18 protein-coding genes are annotated in these 20,139 nt (G+C 67.5%); 5 read left to right on the top strand and 13 right to left on the bottom strand.

What is annotated here, in order from left to right:
- Nucleotides 1-387 precede the first annotated feature (387 nt).
- The 5 genes from B0E52_RS03590 to dnaA all read right to left on the bottom strand — a co-directional run bounded on the left by B0E52_RS03590 (nt 388) and on the right by dnaA (nt 8,344).
- Entirely contained in the window at nt 388-1,674 is a 1,287-nt protein-coding gene (locus B0E52_RS03590) for a tetratricopeptide repeat protein (RefSeq protein ID WP_254426692.1), read from the bottom strand.
- Between the two features lie 304 nt (nt 1,675-1,978).
- The gene (gyrB, locus tag B0E52_RS03585) at nt 1,979-4,411 is read right to left on the bottom strand and encodes a DNA topoisomerase (ATP-hydrolyzing) subunit B (protein ID WP_077481865.1); all 2,433 of its coding nucleotides are present in this window, start codon (nt 4,409-4,411) and stop codon (nt 1,979-1,981) included.
- A 69-nt stretch (nt 4,412-4,480) separates the two neighbouring features.
- Nucleotides 4,481-5,560: a DNA replication/repair protein RecF gene (gene recF, locus B0E52_RS03580; protein WP_077481863.1), complete on the bottom strand. Its 1,080-nt coding sequence runs from the start codon at nt 5,558-5,560 to the stop codon at nt 4,481-4,483.
- Between the two features lie 89 nt (nt 5,561-5,649).
- On the bottom strand, nt 5,650-6,750 hold the full coding sequence (gene dnaN / locus B0E52_RS03575; RefSeq protein ID WP_077481861.1) for a DNA polymerase III subunit beta: 1,101 nt from the start codon (nt 6,748-6,750) through the stop codon (nt 5,650-5,652).
- A gap of 253 nt (nt 6,751-7,003) precedes the next feature.
- Nucleotides 7,004-8,344 carry a chromosomal replication initiator protein DnaA gene (gene dnaA, locus B0E52_RS03570; RefSeq protein ID WP_077481858.1) on the bottom strand — a complete coding sequence of 447 codons (1,341 nt, stop codon included), beginning with the start codon at nt 8,342-8,344 and terminating at the stop codon, nt 7,004-7,006.
- Nucleotides 8,345-8,565: 221 nt separating this feature from the next.
- Between dnaA and rpmH the strand changes: the two genes are divergently transcribed.
- From rpmH to mnmE, 4 genes are all read left to right on the top strand, one after another.
- Nucleotides 8,566-8,700 carry a 50S ribosomal protein L34 gene (rpmH, locus tag B0E52_RS03565; protein ID WP_008211413.1) on the top strand — a complete coding sequence of 45 codons (135 nt, stop codon included), beginning with the start codon at nt 8,566-8,568 and terminating at the stop codon, nt 8,698-8,700.
- A 14-nt stretch (nt 8,701-8,714) separates the two neighbouring features.
- Nucleotides 8,715-9,113: a ribonuclease P protein component gene (rnpA, locus tag B0E52_RS03560; RefSeq protein WP_077481856.1), complete on the top strand. Its 399-nt coding sequence runs from the start codon at nt 8,715-8,717 to the stop codon at nt 9,111-9,113.
- 92 nt (nt 9,114-9,205) lie between these two features.
- Nucleotides 9,206-10,921: a membrane protein insertase YidC gene (gene yidC, locus B0E52_RS03555; protein WP_077481855.1), complete on the top strand. Its 1,716-nt coding sequence runs from the start codon at nt 9,206-9,208 to the stop codon at nt 10,919-10,921.
- A gap of 225 nt (nt 10,922-11,146) precedes the next feature.
- A complete protein-coding gene (gene mnmE, locus B0E52_RS03550) occupies nt 11,147-12,493 on the top strand; it encodes a tRNA uridine-5-carboxymethylaminomethyl(34) synthesis GTPase MnmE (protein ID WP_077481853.1) in 1,347 nt (448 codons plus the stop codon).
- A gap of 9 nt (nt 12,494-12,502) precedes the next feature.
- Here mnmE and rbsK read toward each other — a convergent pair whose 3' ends face one another.
- The 4 genes from rbsK to hslV all read right to left on the bottom strand — a co-directional run bounded on the left by rbsK (nt 12,503) and on the right by hslV (nt 16,465).
- The gene (gene rbsK, locus B0E52_RS03545; RefSeq protein ID WP_077481851.1) at nt 12,503-13,396 is read right to left on the bottom strand and encodes a ribokinase; all 894 of its coding nucleotides are present in this window, start codon (nt 13,394-13,396) and stop codon (nt 12,503-12,505) included.
- 277 nt (nt 13,397-13,673) lie between these two features.
- Nucleotides 13,674-14,288, bottom strand: coding sequence for a hypothetical protein (locus tag B0E52_RS03540; protein WP_077481849.1), 615 nt, complete (start codon nt 14,286-14,288; stop codon nt 13,674-13,676).
- Nucleotides 14,289-14,447: 159 nt separating this feature from the next.
- A complete protein-coding gene (gene hslU / locus B0E52_RS03535) occupies nt 14,448-15,788 on the bottom strand; it encodes an ATP-dependent protease ATPase subunit HslU (RefSeq protein ID WP_077481847.1) in 1,341 nt (446 codons plus the stop codon).
- A gap of 140 nt (nt 15,789-15,928) precedes the next feature.
- Complete coding sequence (hslV, locus tag B0E52_RS03530) at nt 15,929-16,465, bottom strand: ATP-dependent protease subunit HslV (RefSeq protein WP_077481846.1); 537 nt, start codon at nt 16,463-16,465, stop codon at nt 15,929-15,931.
- Between the two features lie 205 nt (nt 16,466-16,670).
- Between hslV and B0E52_RS03525 the strand changes: the two genes are divergently transcribed.
- A complete protein-coding gene (locus B0E52_RS03525) occupies nt 16,671-17,369 on the top strand; it encodes a hypothetical protein (protein WP_139351571.1) in 699 nt (232 codons plus the stop codon).
- Nucleotides 17,370-17,378: 9 nt separating this feature from the next.
- Here the strand turns inward: B0E52_RS03525 and xerC are convergent, their stop codons facing one another.
- The 4 genes from xerC to B0E52_RS03505 are packed head-to-tail and all read right to left on the bottom strand — an operon-like array spanning nt 17,379 to nt 20,040.
- A complete protein-coding gene (gene xerC, locus B0E52_RS03520) occupies nt 17,379-18,269 on the bottom strand; it encodes a tyrosine recombinase XerC (RefSeq protein WP_077481842.1) in 891 nt (296 codons plus the stop codon).
- Between the two features lie 4 nt (nt 18,270-18,273).
- Nucleotides 18,274-18,960, bottom strand: coding sequence for a DUF484 family protein (locus tag B0E52_RS03515; RefSeq protein WP_077481840.1), 687 nt, complete (start codon nt 18,958-18,960; stop codon nt 18,274-18,276).
- A 55-nt stretch (nt 18,961-19,015) separates the two neighbouring features.
- The gene (dapF, locus tag B0E52_RS03510; protein ID WP_077481838.1) at nt 19,016-19,846 is read right to left on the bottom strand and encodes a diaminopimelate epimerase; all 831 of its coding nucleotides are present in this window, start codon (nt 19,844-19,846) and stop codon (nt 19,016-19,018) included.
- An 8-nt stretch (nt 19,847-19,854) separates the two neighbouring features.
- Nucleotides 19,855-20,040 (bottom strand): lipoprotein, encoded by a 186-nt coding sequence (locus B0E52_RS03505; RefSeq protein ID WP_077481836.1) that lies wholly within the window; start codon nt 20,038-20,040, stop codon nt 19,855-19,857.
- Between the last annotated feature and the right edge of the window lie 99 nt (nt 20,041-20,139).

Raw genomic sequence — 20,139 nt, 5'->3', positions numbered from 1 at the left:
GCGGCGGTGGCGGCGGCTCGATGAAATTCACCTGCACGATCTGTTCTTTCTTCTCGTGCTTCTGACCGGGCGGCGCCATCGGCGCGAGCAGGATCAGAAACGCAAACGCATGCAGGCCGATGGCAAATGCCAACGCCAAGGTGCGTTTCCAACTGAACGCCTCGCGCTCGGTGTCTTCGTTACTTGAGGCCATCTGTCACTATCTGGAGCTGGGAACGGAGAAAGCGTCGCCGCCGATCCGGCAAGTCCCGTCCGGCATATGGACGGAACGCGCCACTGGGGTTACGCAGGGAAGGTTTCAACGGTACAACAGCATCTGGCTTTTGTATAGCGCTTGCGGGGCAGGCAGATGGACGTCCATCCACCCCGCGTTTCCTTGCCTGGCAATCACTTGCCCACGTGCGCCTTGCTCAGCCAGTCCTTGGCCTTGCTGGCGGTCTCCGGGTCCTTGGCGGCTTCCATCATGGCGGTGACCGCGGCAGGCTTGTCCTTCAACTGACGCTCCGTCTCGGCCAGCACCATGTAGGCCTGTCCCTTGTGCTGCACACCTTTCGCAATGCCCTGCTTGAGGTACTTGCGCGCGTCGGTGAACTTCTGGTCCTGGAAGTAGACGCGACCCAGCGCGACGTCGAGTTCGCCGTCGCTGGCCAGTGCCGCACCCTTCTGGTAGTAGCCGATCGCCCGGGTGTCGTTCTCGCCGATCACCGAGGCATCGCCGGCCAGCTTGTAGTTCGCGGCGCTGGGCTTGATCGCGCCCTTGGCCACGCCGTCGTCGAAGGCGCCCAGCGCCTTGGCGCTGCCGCTCTTGGGATCGCCGCCGTTCTGTGCCTGCAGCAGATAGGCCTTGACCAGGTTGATCCAGTCGCCCTCGTCCTTCAGCGCGCCGTTCGCGCGGCCCTGCTCCAGCACCTTGATCGCGCCGGCGTAGTCCTGCTGCTGCAGCAGGATCGCGCTGGCGTTGTGCAGCATGCCGCTGTCGGTGGGGTTCTTCTGGTATTCGTCGACGGCCATCTTCGACGCGTCGGCACCCTTGCCGGATTCGGCGTAGCTGGCCATCAGGACCTGGTTCCAGGAATCCTGCGGCTTGTCGGTGAGCGTCTTGGCCTTCTGGATGGCCGCGATCGCCTCCGGATACTTCTCGAGGCGGTAGTAGTCCATGCCTTCCAGGCCGTAGGAGTCGGCGGTTTCCTTCTTGCCTTCGGTGCGCCACTTCGCGATGGTGTCCAGCGAAGCCTGGTACTGCTGGTCGGCGGCGTACAGCTGGGCCAGTTCATACATCAGCTGGAAGTAGGTGTCGTTCGGCATCACGCCGTTGTCGATCGAGCGCTTCAGCAGCGGAATCGCAGCCTTCACGTCGCCCGCGTTGTAGGTGACGTTGGCGAGACCCTGCAACGCGATCGCCTGGGCGTACTTGCTCTTGCTGCCGTCGACGATGGGTTGGAGGATCTGCTCGGCCTTGGCCTTGTCGCCGGCGTTCACGGCGTCCAGGCCCTCGTTCAGCGCCTTCTGTTCCTTCTCGCTGGTCAAGTCGAGCTTCGGCGCGACGCGCGCGGTGTTCGGATACTGCACGGCCGGCTTGTCTTTCGATGCCTTGTCCGCATGGACGGGAGCGGCGGCGAAGGTGAACGCGAGCGCGGCGCCGGCCAGCATCGTGAACAGGGGCGTGTGCTTCATGGCGATCCTCGATTCCGGGTTTTACGCAGTGCAAGGTGCGCAGGGGATCGTTGAGACTACCTTGTGCGGTGCGTGCGTGACAAGTTGCATTGCGGCAAGAAAGCTCTTGTCAGATCAATGACTTGCGTGAAAGCGATCCATACGCCGGCGAATTGACCGACATTTCCGGCCTGCGCCGTGGCGAATCGCACCGGGACCGCGGTCACACCGCGCGCGTGATGCATCGCGCACTAATGCACTAATGCATTGATGATCGCCGGCGCGCCGATCGCGCGGCAGGGTCGGAACCCTGCCGCGTCGTCGCTCAGATATCGAGGTTGGCGACTTTCAGCGCATTCGCCTCGATGAAGTCGCGGCGCGGTTCCACCGCCTCGCCCATCAGCATCGAGAACATCTGGTCGGCGGCGATCGCGTCCTCGACGCCGACCTGCAGCATGCGGCGGGTCTCCGGGTTCACCGTGGTCTCCCACAGCTGCTCCGGATTCATTTCGCCCAGGCCCTTGAAGCGCTGGATGGTGCGGCCCTTCTTCGCCTCGTCCAGCAACCAGCCGCGGGCCTCGGCGAACGAGACGACACCGCGCGTAGCGTTGCCGCGGCGAACCACCGCCTCGGCCTGGATCAGTCCGGCCAACTGCTGGCTCACGTGGAGGATCGGGCGGAACTCGGCGCCGGCGAAGAACGGCTGCGGCAGCAGCAAGGTGTGGCTGAGGCCGTGCTGGTCGCGCACCACCTCGATCGCCGCGGGCTGTTCGCCCTGCGCGGAGCGCAGCGACAACCGGTAACGCGGCTTGCCCAGCCCACTGGCGGCCAGGCGCTGCGCGACGCCGTCCAGCCACACCTGCATCGCGGCCGGATCGGCCCAGCGCTCCGGCGTGATCGGGGTGTGCTCCAGCAGGGCCGACAGCACGCTGGTGTCGAAGCGGTGGCCGAGGCGCTCGATCTGGTCCAGCGCGCCCTGGTAATCACGCAGCAGCTTCTCCAGCGCCGCACCGGTGATCGCCGGCGCATGCGGGTCGGCCACCAGTTCGGCGTTGTCCACCGCGCTGGAGATCAGGTAGGCGTTGAGCGCCGCGTCGTCTTTCAGGTACAGCTCCTGCTTGCCCTGCTTGAGCTTGTACAGCGGCGGCAGGCCGATGTAGACGTGGCCGCGCTCGATCAGCTCCGGCATCTGCCGGTAGAAGAAGGTGAGCAACAGGGTGCGGATGTGCGAGCCGTCCACGTCCGCGTCGGTCATGATGATGATGTGGTGGTAGCGCAGCTTGTCGGGGTTGTAATCCTCCTTGCCGATGCCGGTGCCGAGCGCGGTGATCAGCGTGCCGACTTCGGCCGAGGACAGCATCTTGTCGAAGCGCGCCTTCTCGACGTTGAGGATCTTGCCCTTCAGCGGCAGCACGGCCTGGGTCTTGCGGTTGCGGCCCTGCTTGGCCGAACCGCCGGCGGAGTCACCCTCGACCAGGAACAGTTCGCACAGCGCCGGATCCTTCTCCTGGCAGTCGGCGAGCTTGCCCGGCAGGCCGGCGATGTCCAGCGCGCCCTTGCGGCGGGTCATCTCGCGCGCCTTGCGGGCGGCTTCACGGGCACGCGCGGCGTCGACCACCTTGGAGGCGATTGCCTTGGCTTCGTTCGGATGTTCCAGCAGGAACTCGCCGAGCTTTTCGTTGACGACCTGCTCGACCACGGTCTTCACCTCGGAGGACACCAGCTTGTCCTTGGTCTGCGAGGAGAACTTCGGGTCGGGCACCTTCACCGACAGCACGGCGATCATGCCTTCGCGCATGTCGTCACCGGACAGGGCCACCTTGGCGTTCTTCGCCAGGCCTTCTTTTTCGATGTAGTTCTGCAGCGAGCGGGTCAGCGCGGCGCGGAAGCCGGTGAGGTGGGTGCCGCCGTCGCGCTGCGGGATGTTGTTGGTGAAGCAGAACATCGTCTCCTGGTAGGAGTCGGTCCATTGCATCGCCACCTCCACCACGATGCCGTCCTGCTCTGCCGTCAGGCTGATCACGTTCGGATGCAGCGCGGTCTTCAGCTGAGCCAGGTGCTGCACGAACGAGCGGATGCCGCCTTCGTAGGCAAACGTGTCCTGGCGGCCTTCGCCGCGCTCGTCCTTCAGCTCGATGGTGACGCCGGAGTTGAGGAAAGCCAGCTCGCGCAGGCGCTTGGCCAGGATCTCGTAGTGGAAGTCGATGTTGTTGGTGAACGTGGCCGGGCTGGGCAGGAAGCGTACCAAGGTGCCGCGCTTGGACGACGGGCCGACTTGCTTCAGCGGGTACAGTGGCTCGCCAAGCGCGTACTCCTGCAGGTATTCGTGCCCGTCACGATGGATGGTCAGCCACAGGTGGTCGCTCAGTGCGTTCACCACCGACACACCCACGCCGTGCAGGCCGCCGGACACTTTGTACGAATTCGCGTCGAACTTGCCGCCGGCGTGCAGTACCGTCATCACCACCTCGGCGGTGGAACGGCCCTCCTCCGGATGGATGTCGACCGGGATGCCGCGGCCGTTGTCGCTGACGCTGACCGAACCGTCGTCGAGGATGGTGACCACCACCTTGTCGCAATAGCCGGCCAGCGCTTCGTCGATCGCGTTGTCGACCACCTCGAACACCATGTGGTGCAGGCCGGTGCCGTCGTCGGTGTCGCCGATGTACATGCCGGGACGCTTGCGGACCGCTTCCAGGCCCTTCAGCACCTTGATGTTGCTGGAGTCGTAATGCGATTCGTTGGTGGGTTCGTTCATGCGACTTCCGGTTCTTGGTGGTGCGGCAGACGCGGCCTGCAAGCCGTTGAGCTGCGGTGCAATCCTCGATTATAGCAGGGGCGCCAGGCGGCCCTGTTCCACGTGGAACAGCTGGTGCGGCAAGCCGCGCAAGGGCGCCGGCAAGTCGGTGCCGGTCACCAGAACCTGCGCACCGCTCTCGGCAAGCTGGGCGATCACCGCGGTCTGGTGTGCCTCGTCCAGCTCGGAGGCGAGGTCGTCGAGACAGATGATCGGCCAATCACCGTGCCGCTCGGCGTACAACCGCGCCTGCGCCAGCATGCAGCCCAGCGCGGCGAGCTTTCCCTGCCCACGCGAGAGGTGTTCGCGCTGTGGGGCGTGTTCGAACGCCAGCGCCCAGTCGGCACGATGTGCGCCGAGGCTGGTATGACCACGGGCGAGGTCGCGGCCACGCTGAGCCTCCAGCTGCCCCCGCAAATCCGCTTCCTCGGACCAGCCCCGCCGGTAACGCAAGTCGGGCTCACCCAGCTCCGGCAGCAAGGCGGCGACGCTGGCGTGCAATTGGGGGCGCAGGCCTTCCAGATAGTCCCGGCGATGACCATCGATCCAGTCTGCGAGACCCGCCAGCTCGGTTTCCCATGGCGCATACAGCGGTGAGCCCGGTTCCGTCCCCGCGCGCAACAGGCTGTTGCGTTGCTTCAAGGCCCTCTGGTAGCGCCGCCAGGCATCCAGGAAACCGTGTTCCACGTGGAACACACCCCAGTCGAGGAAACGGCGGCGCTCCTCGGCACTGCCAGCGATCAAGGCATGCGAACCGGGTTCGAAGCAGGTCACGGCGCATTCCGCGATCAATGCACCGAGATTTGCGCCCTCGCCTTCCAGTCGCGCCTCCCAGCGGGAAGCTTCGCGACCCAAGCCGAGGCGCAACAAGTGGTCACCCGATTGCCGCAATTCCGCGAACACGGAAAGACGCGCGGCACCACGGCACAGCAAGGCTTCCCGCGCCCCACTACGGAAGGAGCGCGCATGCGAGAGCAGGAAGACCGCCTCCAGCACGCTGGTCTTGCCCGCTCCGTTTGCGCCCACGAAGACGTTGAGCCCGGATGCGAGCGTCAGATCGACGTCGTGCAGGCAGCGCAGGCCCTGGATGCGCAGGCGTTCCAGCCTCATGCCGACCGACGCCCAAAGCAAGAACGCCGGAGCGTCTGGCGACGACTCCGGCGTTGCTCGCTTTTGCCGTGTCCGACCGACGGCATACGTCAGAGGCGCAAGGGCATGATCACGTGGCGAGCCTGCTCGCCATCGTGTTCCTGCACGAGGCAACTGGACTGTGCGTCGCGCAGGCTCAGCCGGGCCTGTTCGCCGCGCAGCGCGGAAAGCGCATCCAGCAGATAACCCACGTTGAAACCGACCGCGAGATCGGAGACATGGGTGTCGGCCTCGACCTCTTCCACGGCTTCTTCCTGTTCCGGATTGTGCGCCACGATGCGCAGCTTGCCCGGCGACAGTTCGAGCTTCACGCCGCGGTACTTCTCGTTGGACAGGATCGCGGCGCGCTGCAGCGCACCGCGCAGTACCTCGCGATCGAGGATGGCGGTCTTGTCGGCACCCAGCGGAATCACCGCCTCGTAATCGGGGAAACGACCATCGATCAGCTTGGAGGTGAAGGTGACGCCGCCGCGGCGCACGCGCAGATGGTTTCGGCCGAATTCCAGCTCCACCTCGCCCTCGCCGGGTTCCAGCAGGCCGATCAGCTCGTTGACGCCCTTGCGCGGGATGATGATCTGCCGGCGCGCCTGCACCGAGGTCGCCAGGCTGGTTTCCTTCATCGCCAGGCGATGGCCGTCGGTGGCCACGCAGCGCAGGCTGTGCTCCTGCAGGTCCAGCAGCATGCCGTTCAAGTAGTAACGCACGTCCTGGTTCGCCATCGCGAACGCGGTGCGCTCCATGAGGTCGCGCAGCGCCTCTTCCGGCAGGCTGACTTTCTCCACCAGTTCGATCGAGTCGATGGTGGGAAATTCGCTGGCCGGCAGCGTGGTCAAGGTGAAGCGGCTGCGTCCCGCGGTCATCGCCACGCGGTCGCCGTTGAGCTTGAGCTCGATGTTGGCGCCGTCGGGCAACGCGCGCACGATGTCGAAGAACTTGCGCGCCGGGATGGTGATCTCGCCGTCGGCCAGCTTGTCGGCCGCCGTGGTGGCGATCATTTCCACTTCCAGGTCCGTGCCGGTCAGGGACAGTTGCCCGTTAGCGACCTTGACCAGCAGGTTGGCAAGTACCGGCAGGGTCTGACGGCGTTCCACCACGCCAACGACCTGTTGCAGCGGCTTGAGCAGAGCTTCTCGTTGAATGCTGAATTGCATGTCTGCGCGTCCCCTATGCCTGCTGTTCTGTCTTTGAAAAGAAAGTTAGTGGTTGTAGTAGGCGGCGTGGATAACTTTTCCTCGCCAATAATGCTTTTGAAATCAATGCTTTGCTGGATTTTCAGGGTGTGCGGAAAGCCGTGCTTTCGAAGTGGGCGGAATGTGGATAACTTTGCCGCCTCGTTCGTTCACGCATTATCCACAGCTTCCCACCCAGCTTATCAAGAACTTGTGCGCCTGCCGGGCGAAAAACTCAACCGGTAAGGGTGCGGATCAGTTGTTCCCAGTCCTGGCGCATGCGCGCGTCGGCCTCGCACAGCTTCTTGATCGTGCGGCAGGCGTGCAGCACCGTGGTGTGGTCGCGCCCGCCGAAAGCCTCGCCGATCTCGGGCAGGCTGTGGTCGGTGAGTTCCTTGGACAGCGCCATCGCCATCTGCCGCGGCCGCGCCAGCGAACGCACGCGCCGCTTCGAGAGCAGGTCCTGCAGGCGCACGTTGAAGTATTCGGCGGTGATCTTCTGGATGTTCGGCACCGTCACCGCCTGGGCATGCGTGGCCAGCAGGTCGCGCAGGGTTTCCTCCGCGAAGTCGATGGTGATCGGCTTGCCGTAGAAGTTCGCGCGCGCCGCCAGCGTGTTGAGCGCGCCTTCCAGGTCGCGCACGTTGGAGCGGATGCGCTTGGCCAGCAGCATCGCCACGTGCGCGTCCACCGCCACGCCCTTGTCCTGCGCCTTGGCGAGCAGGATCGCCGCGCGCGTCTCGAAGTCCGGCGGCTCGATCGCCACCGACAAGCCCCAGCCCAGGCGCGACTTCAGCCGCGGCTCCAGCTTGTCCACTTCCTTGGGATAGCGGTCGCAGGTGAGGATGATCTGCTGCTTGGATTCGAACAGCGCGTTGAAGGTGTGGAAGAACTCCTCCTGCGTGGTGTCCTTGCCCGCGAAGAACTGGATGTCGTCGATCAGCAGCGCATCCACCGAGCGGAAGCGCAGCTTGAACTGGTCCATGCTCTTGGTGCGCAGCGCCTCGATCATCGAGCCCACGAATTGCTCCGAGCGCAGGTACAGCACCTTGCAGGCGGGGTTGTTCTGCCGCATCAGGTTGCCGGCCGCGTGCATCAGATGGGTCTTGCCGAGGCCGGTGCCGCCGTACAGCAGCAGCGGGTTGTAGGCGCGGCCGGGGTTCTGCGCCACCTGCATCGCGGCGGCCTTGCCCAACTGGTTGGATTTGCCCTCGACAAAGGTCTCGAAGGTGTAGTGCGGGTCGAGGTTGTGGGTGAAAGCCGGTGCGGGCGCCGCGACCGGCTCGGCCACTGCGGCGGCGCGGGGCGCGGCGGCGGGCTTGGCGACGGTACGCGGCGCGCTGGAACCCACTTCCAGCCGCACCGGCAACTCGCGGCCGGCCAGCTGCCGGAGCAGCAAGGCGATCTGCGTCAGGTAGCGCTCGCGCACCGTGTCCAGCGTGTACGGGTTGGGGGCGAACAGGGCCAGCCCGGTGTCGTCCTCGCGGGCCTGCAGCGGCATCAGCCAGGTATGCAGATCCTCGGCGCTCAATTCGCCTTCCAGACGCTCCAGGCAGCGCCGCCACAACTCACTCATGAATGTTTCTCGTCCACAGGCAGGGGCGCTTGCGCGCAGGGTGGACGGAGAAGTCTAGCAGCACGCTCCAGCCTGCCGATCCCCGAATCGTCCACACGGATATCCACAGGCCACGGCGAGGCGCGTCGCGCGGCAAACCGCGCCGATTTGACATCGCAGCCCGCGGGCCCGCATAATCTCCAACCTTTTTATCCACATACCCTTCCCTTCGGAGCCACGCCATGAAGCGGACCTTCCAGCCCAGCAAGCTCAAGCGCGCCCGCACCCACGGTTTCCGTGCCCGCATGGCCACCGCCGACGGTCGCAAGATCCTCAACGCCCGCCGCGCCAAGGGCCGCAAGCGCCTGATCCCGTAAGCGACGCGCGCGCCATGCACCCTGCCGGCCTGCCGCGCGAGTTGCGGCTGCGTCTGGCCGGCGACTTCGCAGCGTTGCGCACGAGCAGCGGTCGCTTAGGCGGCCGCTGTTTTCATTTGCGCTACCGGCCCAACGGACTGGGGCATGCGCGGCTGGGCCTGGCGATTTCCAAGCGGGTGTCCAAGCGTGCGGTGGAACGCAACCGGCTGAAGCGCCTGCTGCGCGAATCGTTCCGCCGCATCCGCGACCAGCTGCCGCCTGTGGACGTGGTGGTGATGGCGCGCGACGTGGCCGCCGGCCTGCCCGGCACGGAGCTGCTGGCCGAAGCCGACGCGCTGTGGCAACGCCTCGCGGCGATCCGGCTTGCGCCGCCGCCCGCCGCCGCACCCGCGGCATCCGATCCGCACCATTGATGCCGACGGATACCGCCGCCACAATCGCGCGTTGACCTTTCCCTTTCTCCTGTGGCCGCGTGCTGCGTGGCGTCGTTTGGATCCGTGAGCCGATGAACCAGACCCGCAATTTTCTCCTGTTCGCCCTGCTCGCCGTGGCCTACTTCCTGTTCATGGCTTGGGAGAAGGACTACCTGACGCCGCCGCCGGCGCCCGCCGCCAGCAGCAGCGTCGCGAACGCGGCCAGCGCGCCCGGCGTGCCGAACGCCCAACCCGGCAGCGCCCCCTCGTCGCCGTCGATCAGCAACGCCACCGGCGCGGCCGCGCCCTCGTCGCTGGTCACGGTCACCACCGACGTGCTGCGCCTCACCATCGACACCCGCGGCGGCAGCCTCGTGCAGGCACAGTTGCTCGACTACCCGGTAGCGCCGCGCACGCACAAGGATCCGAACCCCGCGCCGGTCTCCCTGTTCGACAACACCGACACGCATTACTTCGTGGCGCAGAACGGCCTGGTCAGCAGCAGCGATCCCGCCGCCGCGGACCAGCCGAACCACCTCGCCGCGTTCGCCGCCGCGCAGTCCAGCTATACGCTGGCGCCGGGCCAGAACGAGCTCGACGTGCCGCTGACCTGGCAGGACGCCAAGGGCCTCACCGTCACCAAGACCTACCGTTTCACCCGCGGCAGCTACGTGATCGCGCTGGACCAGAAGATCGCCAACGGCGGCACTGTTGCCTGGCAGGGCAATGCCTACACCCAGCTGCTCCGCACCGAGCCGCCGCACGCCGGCAACTGGCTGAAGAACATCTCCAACCCCGAGTCGCGCAGCTTCCAGGGCGCGGCGTGGTACACCGGCGAGAAGTTCGAGAAGCTGCCGTTCAAGGACTTCAGCGAGCCCAAGGACACGCTCAACGGCGACTTCAAGAACGGCTGGGCGGCGATGCTGCGGTTGTACTTCTTCGCCGCGTGGATTCCGCCGGCCGGCGAGACCCTGCACTACGCCACCGACACGGTGAACCCGGACAGTGCGCACCCGCGTTACCTGATCCGTGCGATCGGCCCCACGCTCAGCGTGGCGCCGGGACAGAGCGTGGATGCCAAGGCGCGCCTCTACGTGGGCCCGAATGTGCAGGGCAAGCTTGACGCGATCGCGCCTGGGCTGGACCTCACCATCGACTACGGCATGTTCAAGGCGATCGCCGTGCCGATGCACGGCATCCTGTCGTTCTTCCATTCCCTCGTGAAGAACTGGGGCCTCGCGATCATCCTGCTGGTGCTCGCGATCAAGGCCGCCACCTGGAAGCTCACCGCGATGCAGTACCGCTCCAGCGCGAAGATGCGCAAGCTGGCGCCGCGCGTGCAGGCGCTCAAGGAGCGCTACGGCGACGACAAGGTGAAGCTGCAGCAGGCGCAGATGGAGCTGTACAAGAAGGAGAAGGTCAACCCGATGGCGGGTTGCTTCCCGGTGCTGATCACCCTGCCGGTGTTCTACGGCCTGTTCTACGTGCTCGAGTACTCGCTGGAACTGCGCCACGCGCCGTTCCTGTGGATGCCCGACCTCAGCGCGCCCGACCCGTACTACATCCTGCCGATCATCTACGCGCTGGTGATGCTGGGCACGCAGTGGTTGAACCCGGCCACCGTGGGCATGGACCCCACCCAAGCGAAGATGATGAAGGTGATGCCGCTGCTGTTCACGGTGATGTTCGCCTTCTTCCCCGCGGGCCTGTGCCTGTACTACGCGGTGAACGGCCTGGTCGGCCTCGGCCAGCAGTGGTGGATCACCCACCACGTGGATCGCGAGGAAGCGGCGGCCAAGGCGGCCTGATCCGCTCCCGCTGCTGACGACAAACAGCTGCGACCGGGCGACCGTCGCAGCTGTTTTCGTTGGTGAGCACTGCCCCGAAACTGGAGTTGAAGCCCGTTCGTCCTGAGCGTAGCCGCGCAGCGGTGCACGCGGGGAGCAGCCAGGGATGGCTGCAACTTTGAGGAGCGGGGAAGTCGAAGGACCCGCACTCACTTCCTCGATCAGCGCCTGTGTAAAGTTCCCCCCATGACCGCCGCCCCCACCGACACCATCGCCGCCATCGCCAGTGCGCCCGGCGCCGCCGGCGTGGGCGTGCTGCGCGTGTCGGGGCCGTTGGTGCCGGCGATTGCGCAAGCATTGCTCGGTCGTGCGCCGCGTCCGCGCCATGCGCACTTCGCCACCTTTCGCGACGCGCGGGGCGAACCGATCGACCACGGCCTACTGCTGCACTTCCCCGCCCCCGCCTCCTACACCGGCGAACACGTGCTGGAACTGCAGGGCCACGGCAGCGCGGTGCTGCTCGATGCACTGCTGCGCCGCGTCTGCGAACTCGGCGCGCGTCTGGCGCGCCCCGGCGAGTTCACGGAGCGCGCCTTCCTCAACGGCAAGCTCGACCTCGCCCAGGCCGAAGCCGTGGCCGACCTGATCGCCGCGCGCTCGCAGGCCGGCGCACGCGCCGCGCTGCGCTCGATGGAAGGCGTGTTCTCGCGCAAGGTCGAAGGGCTGCTGCAGGCGCTGATCGCGTTGCGCGTGCACATCGAAGCCGCGATCGATTTTCCCGAGGAAGAGATCGATTTCCTCGCCGACCCCGCCATCGCGCAGCAACTCGACGCGCTGCGCACGCAACTCGCCGAACTGCTGCGCGAAGCGCAACGCGGCCTGCGCCTCAACGACGGCCTGCGCGTCGCCATCGTCGGGCGACCCAACGCGGGCAAGTCCAGCCTGCTCAACGCGCTGGCCGGCAGCGAGCGCGCCATCGTCACCGCCATCGCCGGCACCACCCGTGACGTGCTGCGCGAAAGCGTGGCGCTCGACGGCGTGGCGCTGGAACTCGCCGACACCGCCGGCCTGCGCGACACCGACGACGAAGTCGAACGCGAAGGCGTGCGCCGCGCGCACGGCGAACTCGTGCGTGCCGACGCGGCGCTGCTGGTCACCGATGCGCAACACGCTGAAGCCGATCTCGCCCTGTTCGCACACCTGCCCGCTGGCGCCAAACGCGTGGTGCTCGTCAACAAGATCGACCTCGCCCACGCCGTGCCGCATGCGGAAACCCGCGACGGCACCCGCTGGCTGTGGGCCTCCGCGAAAACCGGCGACGGCCTGGCCGCGCTGCGCGAACACCTCAAGCAACTCGCCGGCGCCGGCAGCGGCGAAGGCGCCTTCAGCGCCCGCCGCCGCCACGTGCTCGCACTCGAAGCCGTGCGCGTCCATCTCGACCACACCGCCCACGCGCTTGCCACCACCCGCGCGGGTGAACTCGCCGCCGAGGAACTGCGCCAGGCCCAGCACGCACTGGGCGAAATCACCGGCGACTACACCAGCGACGACCTGCTCGGCGCGATCTTCGGGTCGTTCTGCATCGGGAAGTAGCCGACGCGGTCAGTGCGGGAGCAAGGTCGCCACCTCGCGTGCCGACGGCATGCCACCCTGCGCCCCCAGCTTCGTCACCGACAAGGCGGCGGCGGCGCAGGCCTTGCGCACCGCCGCGGGCAGGCCTTCGTGCAGGAATACCGCGAGCGCGCCGTTGAAGGTGTCGCCGGCGCCGGTGGTGTCGATCGCGTCGACTTTGAAGCCGGCTTGGTGCGCGGGTTCGGGGTGGGCGTCGTCGCGGTACCAGGCGCCTTCGCCGCCGCGGGTGAGCACCACAGGACAAGGCGCGCGGCGCATCAGTTCACGGAAGTCCGTTTGCTCGTCGGCGCCCAGTACGGTGGCGAGTTCGTGCTGGTTCGGGGTGAGGTAGCTCGCGAGGCTGAGCCACTCGGCGGGCAGCTTCTGTGCGGGCGCGGGGTTGAGGATCACCGGCACGCCTTCGCGGCGGGCCAGGCGCAACGTGGCTTCGACGGCATCGAGCGGGATTTCCAGCTGCACCAGCACGGCGTCGGCGCGGGCGATGGCGTCGCGCGCGGCTTCGACCTGGGCCAGGCTGACGCGCGCGTTGGCGGCGGGCACCACGATGATCTGGTTCTCGCCTGCGGCGACGGTGATCGAGGCGCTGCCGCTGCCCTCGTCGTCGATGCGGGCGACGTGGGCGAGATCGATGCCTTCGTGCGCGAGGCCCGCGTGCAGCTGGTCGCCGAAGGCGTCGCGGCCCAGCGCGCCGATCATCGCCACCTCGGCGCCCAACCGCGCGGCGGCCACCGCCTGGTTCGCGCCCTTGCCGCCGTGCGCGGTGAAGAAGCGGCTGCCGAGCAGGGTTTCGCCAGGGCCGGGAAAGCGCGGCGCGAGCGTGACCAGGTCCATGTTGATGCTGCCGACGACGACGATGCGGGGCATGGGGGGTTTCCTGTGTGCTGTTTGGTGCATCCCGCTTCCGCTTGCGGGAGCGGGTGGCGGCAGTCGGGAGAGGGCAAGCAGTACGACGAGGCGACCCTCTCCCCCAGCCCCTCTTCCTCGCTCCTCGAAGCGAGGGTCATCCATGACCCTTCCCGGCGTCCGCAAGCGGGAGAGGGGAGCAGAGCGCAGTGTGCCTTTGCGGGAAGGAAGCGCAAAGCCCAAACAAAACGCCCGCCGGGGTGCGGCGGGCGTCGAGGTGTGGCGATCAAGCGTGCCGTCAGTGCATGTGCTCGATGCCGGCGTCGCCGGGTTCCAGCGCGGGCGCGGGGCCGGCCACGGCGAGCAGGGACTGCGCGTAGCCGTCGCCGATGCTGAGCGTGGAGACTTCGTCCCAGGCGAAGAACGAGGCCTGGCGCATCCATTCCGCGTCGGGGCTGAGTTCCTGCAGGTAGAAGCCGTCGTCGTCGACGCGGACGAGGTGGCCGATGTAGCAGACCTCTTCTTCTTCCTCGGTGTCCACGTGCACGCCGATCACCGGCGACATCGCGCCGGCGGCCTGCACGGCCTCGCGGATGCCGTCCAGCGGGAAGCCGCGCGGCAGCTGCGGGGCGATGCCCTTCAGTTCCAGCGCCTTGGCCATGAAGACGTGGTGGCGCTCCGGCGACTCCAGCTCGGAGATGTCGCGGTGGCGCATCACGTAGATGCCGTCGTCGGTGATGCCGTCGCCGAGCACCCACAGCAGGATGAATTCGCGGCCGACACCGCCCACGTAACCGCAGAAGCTGCCGTGTTCCAGCTCGTTGCGCCACAGGCGCACCATCGTCCGCTGCTGCTGGGCCTCGCGCAGCTGGGCGCGCAGGCCATTGGTCTTGAACTCGAGAATCTTTGCCATAACGGGTCTATTTTAACAGAACGCCCTCCCTGGCTTGTTCAGAGGATGTTTTCGGGTAATTTCGGCTAACGTGCAAGTAAAATACACAATAACCGCCAAACAGCGCGTCATGTTGGCGTGGCCGGAAATCGGCGCTGAACCAGCGACAAATTGCTCGCCTCACAGGATATAGCGGCTGAGATCCTCGTTGCTGACCAGGTTTCCTAGGCTCTTGTCTACCTGTTCGGCGTCGATCAGGTATTTTTCGCCGGATTTGTCAGCCGCATCGTATGAAATCGTTTCCAGCAGCCGCTCCATCACGGTGTGCAGGCGGCGGGCGCCGATGTTCTCGGTGCGCTCGTTCACCTGGTAGGCCACCTCGGCCAGCCGGTCGATGCCGGAATCGGTGAACTCCAGGCTCACGCCTTCGGTGCCGAGCAGGGCCACGTACTGCTTGGTCAGCGCGTTGTGCGGCTCGCGCAGGATGCGCTTGAAGTCGTCGACGCTGAGCGCCGACAGCTCGACGCGGATCGGCAGGCGGCCCTGCAGCTCCGGGATCAGGTCCGACGGCTTGGCCAGCGAGAACGCGCCCGAGGCGATGAACAGCATGTGGTCGGTCTTCAGCGGGCCGTACTTGGTGGAGACGGTGGAGCCTTCCACCAGCGGCAGCAGGTCGCGCTGCACGCCCTCGCGGCTGACGCCGGCGCCGCCCCATTCGGAGCGCTGCGCGATCTTGTCGATCTCGTCGAGGAAGACGATGCCGTTCTGCTCGGCGGCCTCCACCGCCTGGGCGCGGATCTCTTCGTCGTTGATCAGCTTGGCGGCCTCCTCGTCGACCAGCAGCGGGCGGGCCAGCTTGATCGCCAGCTTGCGGTGCTGGCTCTTGGCGCCGCCCAGGTTCTGGAACATCTGGCGCAGCTGCGCACCCATCTCTTCCATGCCGGGCGGCGACATGATCTCCACGCCCACGTTCATGGCGAAATCCAGCTCGATCTCGCGCTCGTCCAGCGCGCCTTCGCGCAGCTGTTTGCGCAGCTTCTGGCGGGTGTCGCTGTCGGTGCTCGGCGTGGCGGCCTGGTCGTGGCTCCAGTCGGTGGGCGTCTGCCGGCGCGGCAGCAGGGCGTCGAGGATGCGGTCTTCGGCGCGGTCCTCGGCCTGCGTGCGCACGCGCTTCATCGCCTGCTCGCGGGTGAGCTTGTAGGCCACGTCGGCGAGGTCGCGGATGATCGATTCGACATCCTTGCCCACGTAACCCACCTCGGTGAACTTGGTCGCCTCCACCTTCACGAACGGCGCGTTCGCCAGCGTCGCGAGGCGGCGCGCGATCTCGGTCTTGCCCACGCCGGTGGGGCCGATCATCAGGATGTTCTTCGGCGTGATCTCGTTGCGCATCGCCGGTTCCAGCTGCATGCGCCGCCAGCGGCTGCGCAGCGCCACCGCCACCGCGCGCTTGGCGCCGTGCTGGCCGATGATGTAGCGGTCGAGTTCGTTGACGATTTCGCGGGGGGTCAGTTCGGACATGGAGTCACCGGAAGGTTGGATTTTTGTCCGTCATCCCGGCGCAGGCCGGGATCCAGTGACGTGAGCGCTCGATCAGGCCGCGAGGCTCTGGATTCCGGCCTGCGCCGGAATGACGGCAATGAAGCGATGCAAGTAGCGACTTACAGCTCTTCGATCGTGGTGTTGTGGTTGGTGTAGATGCAGATGTCGCCGGCGATCTTCAGCGCGCGCTCGACGATGCCGCGCGCGTCCAGCTCGCTGTTCTCCATCAGCGCTAGCGCGGCGGACTGCGCGTAGGGGCCGCCGGAACCGATCGCGATCAGGCCGTGCTCGGGTTCCAGCACGTCGCCGTTGCCGGAGATCAGCAGCGAGGCCTCCTTGTCGGCCACCGCCAGCATCGCTTCGAGCCGGCCGAGGCGGCGGTCGGTGCGCCATTCCTTGGCCATCTCCACCGCGGCGCGGGTGAGGTTGTTGCCGTGCTTGTCCAGCTTCTGCTCGAACAGCTCGAACAGGGTGAACGCATCGGCGGTGGCGCCGGCAAAGCCGGCCAGCACGTTCTGGTCCTTGCCGAGGCGGCGGATCTTGCGCGCGTTGGCCTTCATCACCGTGTTGCCGAAGGTGACCTGGCCGTCGCCGCCGATCACGACCTTGCCGTTGCGGCGCACGCTGATGATGGTGGTGGCGTGGAAGGATTCCATGGAGGCTCCGCAGATGGGAATGCCGCAGAGGTGGGGCCGGGGAAGGCCCGCTTCAACGTCCCCGGCCGCATCCGTCCGCGAATGTCCCGGTCGGGCATGGCATCGTTTGCGCCATCCACATGGCGACGAGGTGACATTCGTCAGTAGTCGATCACCTGGTCGAGGCGCATGCTGGATCGGTGCGAATCCCGTCATGGAGGGTGCCATGTCCAGCCAGACCATGAGCGACCCGGCGTCGGCGCCCAGGGCGCCGACGCCTCTGGCGGCGCCTTGGCTGCATGGCGCGGGTGCGACCATCCTGATCGCCATGGGCTTCTTCTGGCTGGGGTGGGGCTACGGTTACGTGCCGAAGCTTTGGCCGATTGCCTCCACGCAGACCGGGCTGGGTTTCGGATTGGGTTGGATGGTCGTGTACGCGGCCACCATCGTGCTGCTGGTGACGGCGATCCGGGCATGGCGCAAAGACCATGCCCGCCTGCGGATCGCGGCCGTGCCGGGGGCCGAACTGTGGCGCAGGAACAGCCAGTCGTTCCGGCGGATCACGATGTTCGAAGGGATCGGCTGCGGTCTGGTGGTGGTGCTGGCGCTGACGCTGCATCGACCGGATCTGATGGCGGCCGGCATCAGCCTGGTGGTGGGTCTGCACTTTCTGCCGCTGGGCAGACTGTTCCGTATGCCGATCTATTACGGTGCCGGCGCCGCGGTGGTGGTGGGCGATCTGCTTTGCGTGGCGCTGTTCAGCGGTCCCGCCGTCACGGTCGCCGTGGGCATCGCCACCGGCGCCATCTTCTGGATCACCGCGATCCGCATGTTGCTGCACAGACAGGGGCTGGCACGGGAGCTCGGGTCGGGCATCGACGAAGCCGCACAGGTTTCGTTCCGCGCAGCGCCGCGGAAGGAATGAGGCGACAGTTCAGCGCTTGTGCTTCGCTCGCGGATGCGCCGCGTCGTACACCTTCGCCAGGTGCTGGAAATCCAGGTGCGTGTAGATCTGGGTGGTGGCGATGTCGGCGTGGCCGAGCAGTTCCTGCACCGCGCGCAGGTCGCCGGAGGATTCCAGCATGTGGCTGGCGAAGGTGTGGCGCAGCAGGTGCGGATGCACGTGCTTGGCGAAACCGTGCATCAGCGCGAGTTTCTGCAGCCGCGCCTGCACGGTGCGCGGGCTGATGGTCGCGCCGCCGCGACCGCGGAACACCGGCGCTTCCGCGGTGCCGTCTTCGGCCGCACCCAGTGAGCGCAGCGCGGCCACGGCGTGGCGGCCCACCGGTACGATGCGCGTCTTGCGGCCCTTGCCCAGCACGCGCACTTCGCCGCCGTCGAGGTCGAGGTCGCCCCAGCGCAGGCCGACCAGCTCGGACAGGCGCAGGCCGGAGGAATAGAACAGCTCCAGCATCGCGCGGTCGCGCACGCCCAGCGCGCCGTCGCCGCCCGCTTGCACCAGGCTGGCGGCCTCGTCCACGTCCAGCACCACCGGCAATTTGCGCTGCACCTTGGGACCGCGCACGCCGGCCAGCGGGTCGTGTGCCAGCGCGCCTTCGCGGCTGAGCTGGCGGAACAGGCTGCGGCAGGAGGACAGCAGGCGCTGCAGGCTCTTCGGCGCCAGTCCCGCGCGATGCTGGCTGGCGACGAACTGGCGCAGGCGGTTCGGTTCCAGCGCGGCGAATTCGTCGACCCCTTGCGCCTCCATCCAGGCGGTGAGCTTGGCGAGATCGCGGCGGTAGCCGTCCACGGTATGCGGCGAGGCCTGCCGCTCGCCGGCGAGGCGGGCCAGCCAGGCCTCGACCTGCTGCGCGGGCGTGCTCACGGGCTCACGTCAGGTCGTGTGCCCGTGCCAGCGCGGCGGTGACGGTGGCGGCGATCATCTTCAGGAACAGCGTGCCCATGCCGGGCTGGAAGCGGTCCGGGTCCTGGCTGCCGATCGCGAGGATGCCGGCCTCGCCCAGCGGCATCAGCGCCGCCGAGCGGATCGCGGCAGCCTCGTCGCCGAACAGCTGCGCCAGCTTGTCGGCCGACATCCGGCCGGAGACGGGCTCGTGCCGCTGCAGCAGCTCGGCCAGCTCGGGCAGCTCGGCGGCGCCGCCGCCCACCTGGCGCAACCAGTCCGAGCGCGGCAGGTCGGGGTTGTTGCCGAACAGCAGCAGGCGCACCTGCTCGGTGTGGAAATCCTCGCTGAGCCGCGCCATCACGGTGCGCGTGGTCACTTCCAGCGTGTTCGCGCGCAGCAGCGCCACGGTCAGCGCGTGCACGCGTTCCATCAGCCGCTCGTTGTCGGCGGCGATCGCGGTGAGCTCGGCGAGGCGGCGCTCCAGCTCCGCGTTCTTCTCGCGCAGCTGCTGCAGCTGGTAGGTGGCCAGCGAGGCCACCGCGCCCTGCTCGCGCGGCAAGGTGAGCTGGGCGGCCAGCTCGGGGTAGTCGCTGAGGAAGGCGGGGTGCTGTTTCAGGTAGGCCGCGACAGCGCCGGCCTCGGTGGCGTCGTCGGACAGCGGGACGTTCATGCGCGTTTTCCTCGGGCCGGTCATGCCCCGAGTGTGCGATGGACGCGCGCGGGGATCAATCCAGCCATTCGCCTTCGAACACGAATGCGGCCGGGCCGGTCATCCACAGCGTGTGGCCGGGGCCGCGCCAATCGATGCGCAGCACGCCGCCGGGCAGCGCCACCCGAACGCTTTCGTCCACCTCGCCGCGCCGGCGCAGCACTGCCATCGCGGCGCAGGCGCCGGTGCCGCAGGCCTGGGTCCAGCCCGCGCCGCGCTCGTGCACGCGCAGCTTTAGGTGGTCGCGGTCGAGGCGCTCGACGAAGCCGGCATTCGCCCCCTCGGCAAAGCGTGCATGCGTGCTGAGCGCCGGGCCCAGCCGCGCCGGTGCGTCCGCCGCCAGCGTGTGCGTCATCACCACCGCGTGCGGATTGCCCATCGACACCGCACCGATCTCCAGCGTGGCGCCGTCGACCTCGATAGCGTAGCGATCCGCCTCGGCCGCCGCCGCGAACGGGATGCGCGCCGGCACGAACGCCGGCTCGCCCATGTCCACGGTGACTTCGTGCGTGGCGAGCAGGCGCACCGTCACCGGGCCGGACGGGCTCTCCAGTCGCACCGCGTCGCCCAGCGCCAGCGCGCCGGCGCGATGCAGCCACGCCGCCACGCAGCGGACGCCGTTGCCGCATTGGCCCGAGGGCGAGCCGTCGGTGTTCCAGATGCCGTAGTAGTACGCGCAGGCGGGATCGCGCGCCGGCTCCACGCTGAGCAGCTGGTCGAAGCCGACGCCGGTGCGACGGTCGGCCAGTGCGCGGATGCGCGCCACGTCCAGCGCGAACGGCGCGCTGCGGCAATCGAGCACGACGAAGTCGTTGCCCAGGCCGTGCATCTTGGAGAAGCGCAGCATCGCTGCGCTCAGCGCGTGGTGGCGGGCGCGGCGCCGCTGCTCGCCGGGGCCGGCGCCGATTGCGCGGGCGTGGGCTGCGGCGGCACGTGGACCGGCGGATGCGGGTTGTTCGGCATGTACAACGGACCCTTGTTGCCGCAGCCGGCAAGCAGGGCGGCGGCGAGGCAGAGCGGCAGCAGCAGCGGACGGCGCATGATCGGACACCAGAGGGAAACGGGTGGGAAGACGCACGCGGCGACCGCGGTCGCCGGGAACGTCCGCAGTATAGCGAGCGCATCCGCGCGGCTTATCAT

Source organism: Rhodanobacter sp. C06, assembly GCF_002001105.1.
Classification (GTDB): Bacteria; Pseudomonadota; Gammaproteobacteria; order Xanthomonadales; family Rhodanobacteraceae; genus Rhodanobacter_A.
Note: the sequence above shows the minus strand (reverse complement) of the source record. Positions and strands in the feature narration are given on the sequence as shown.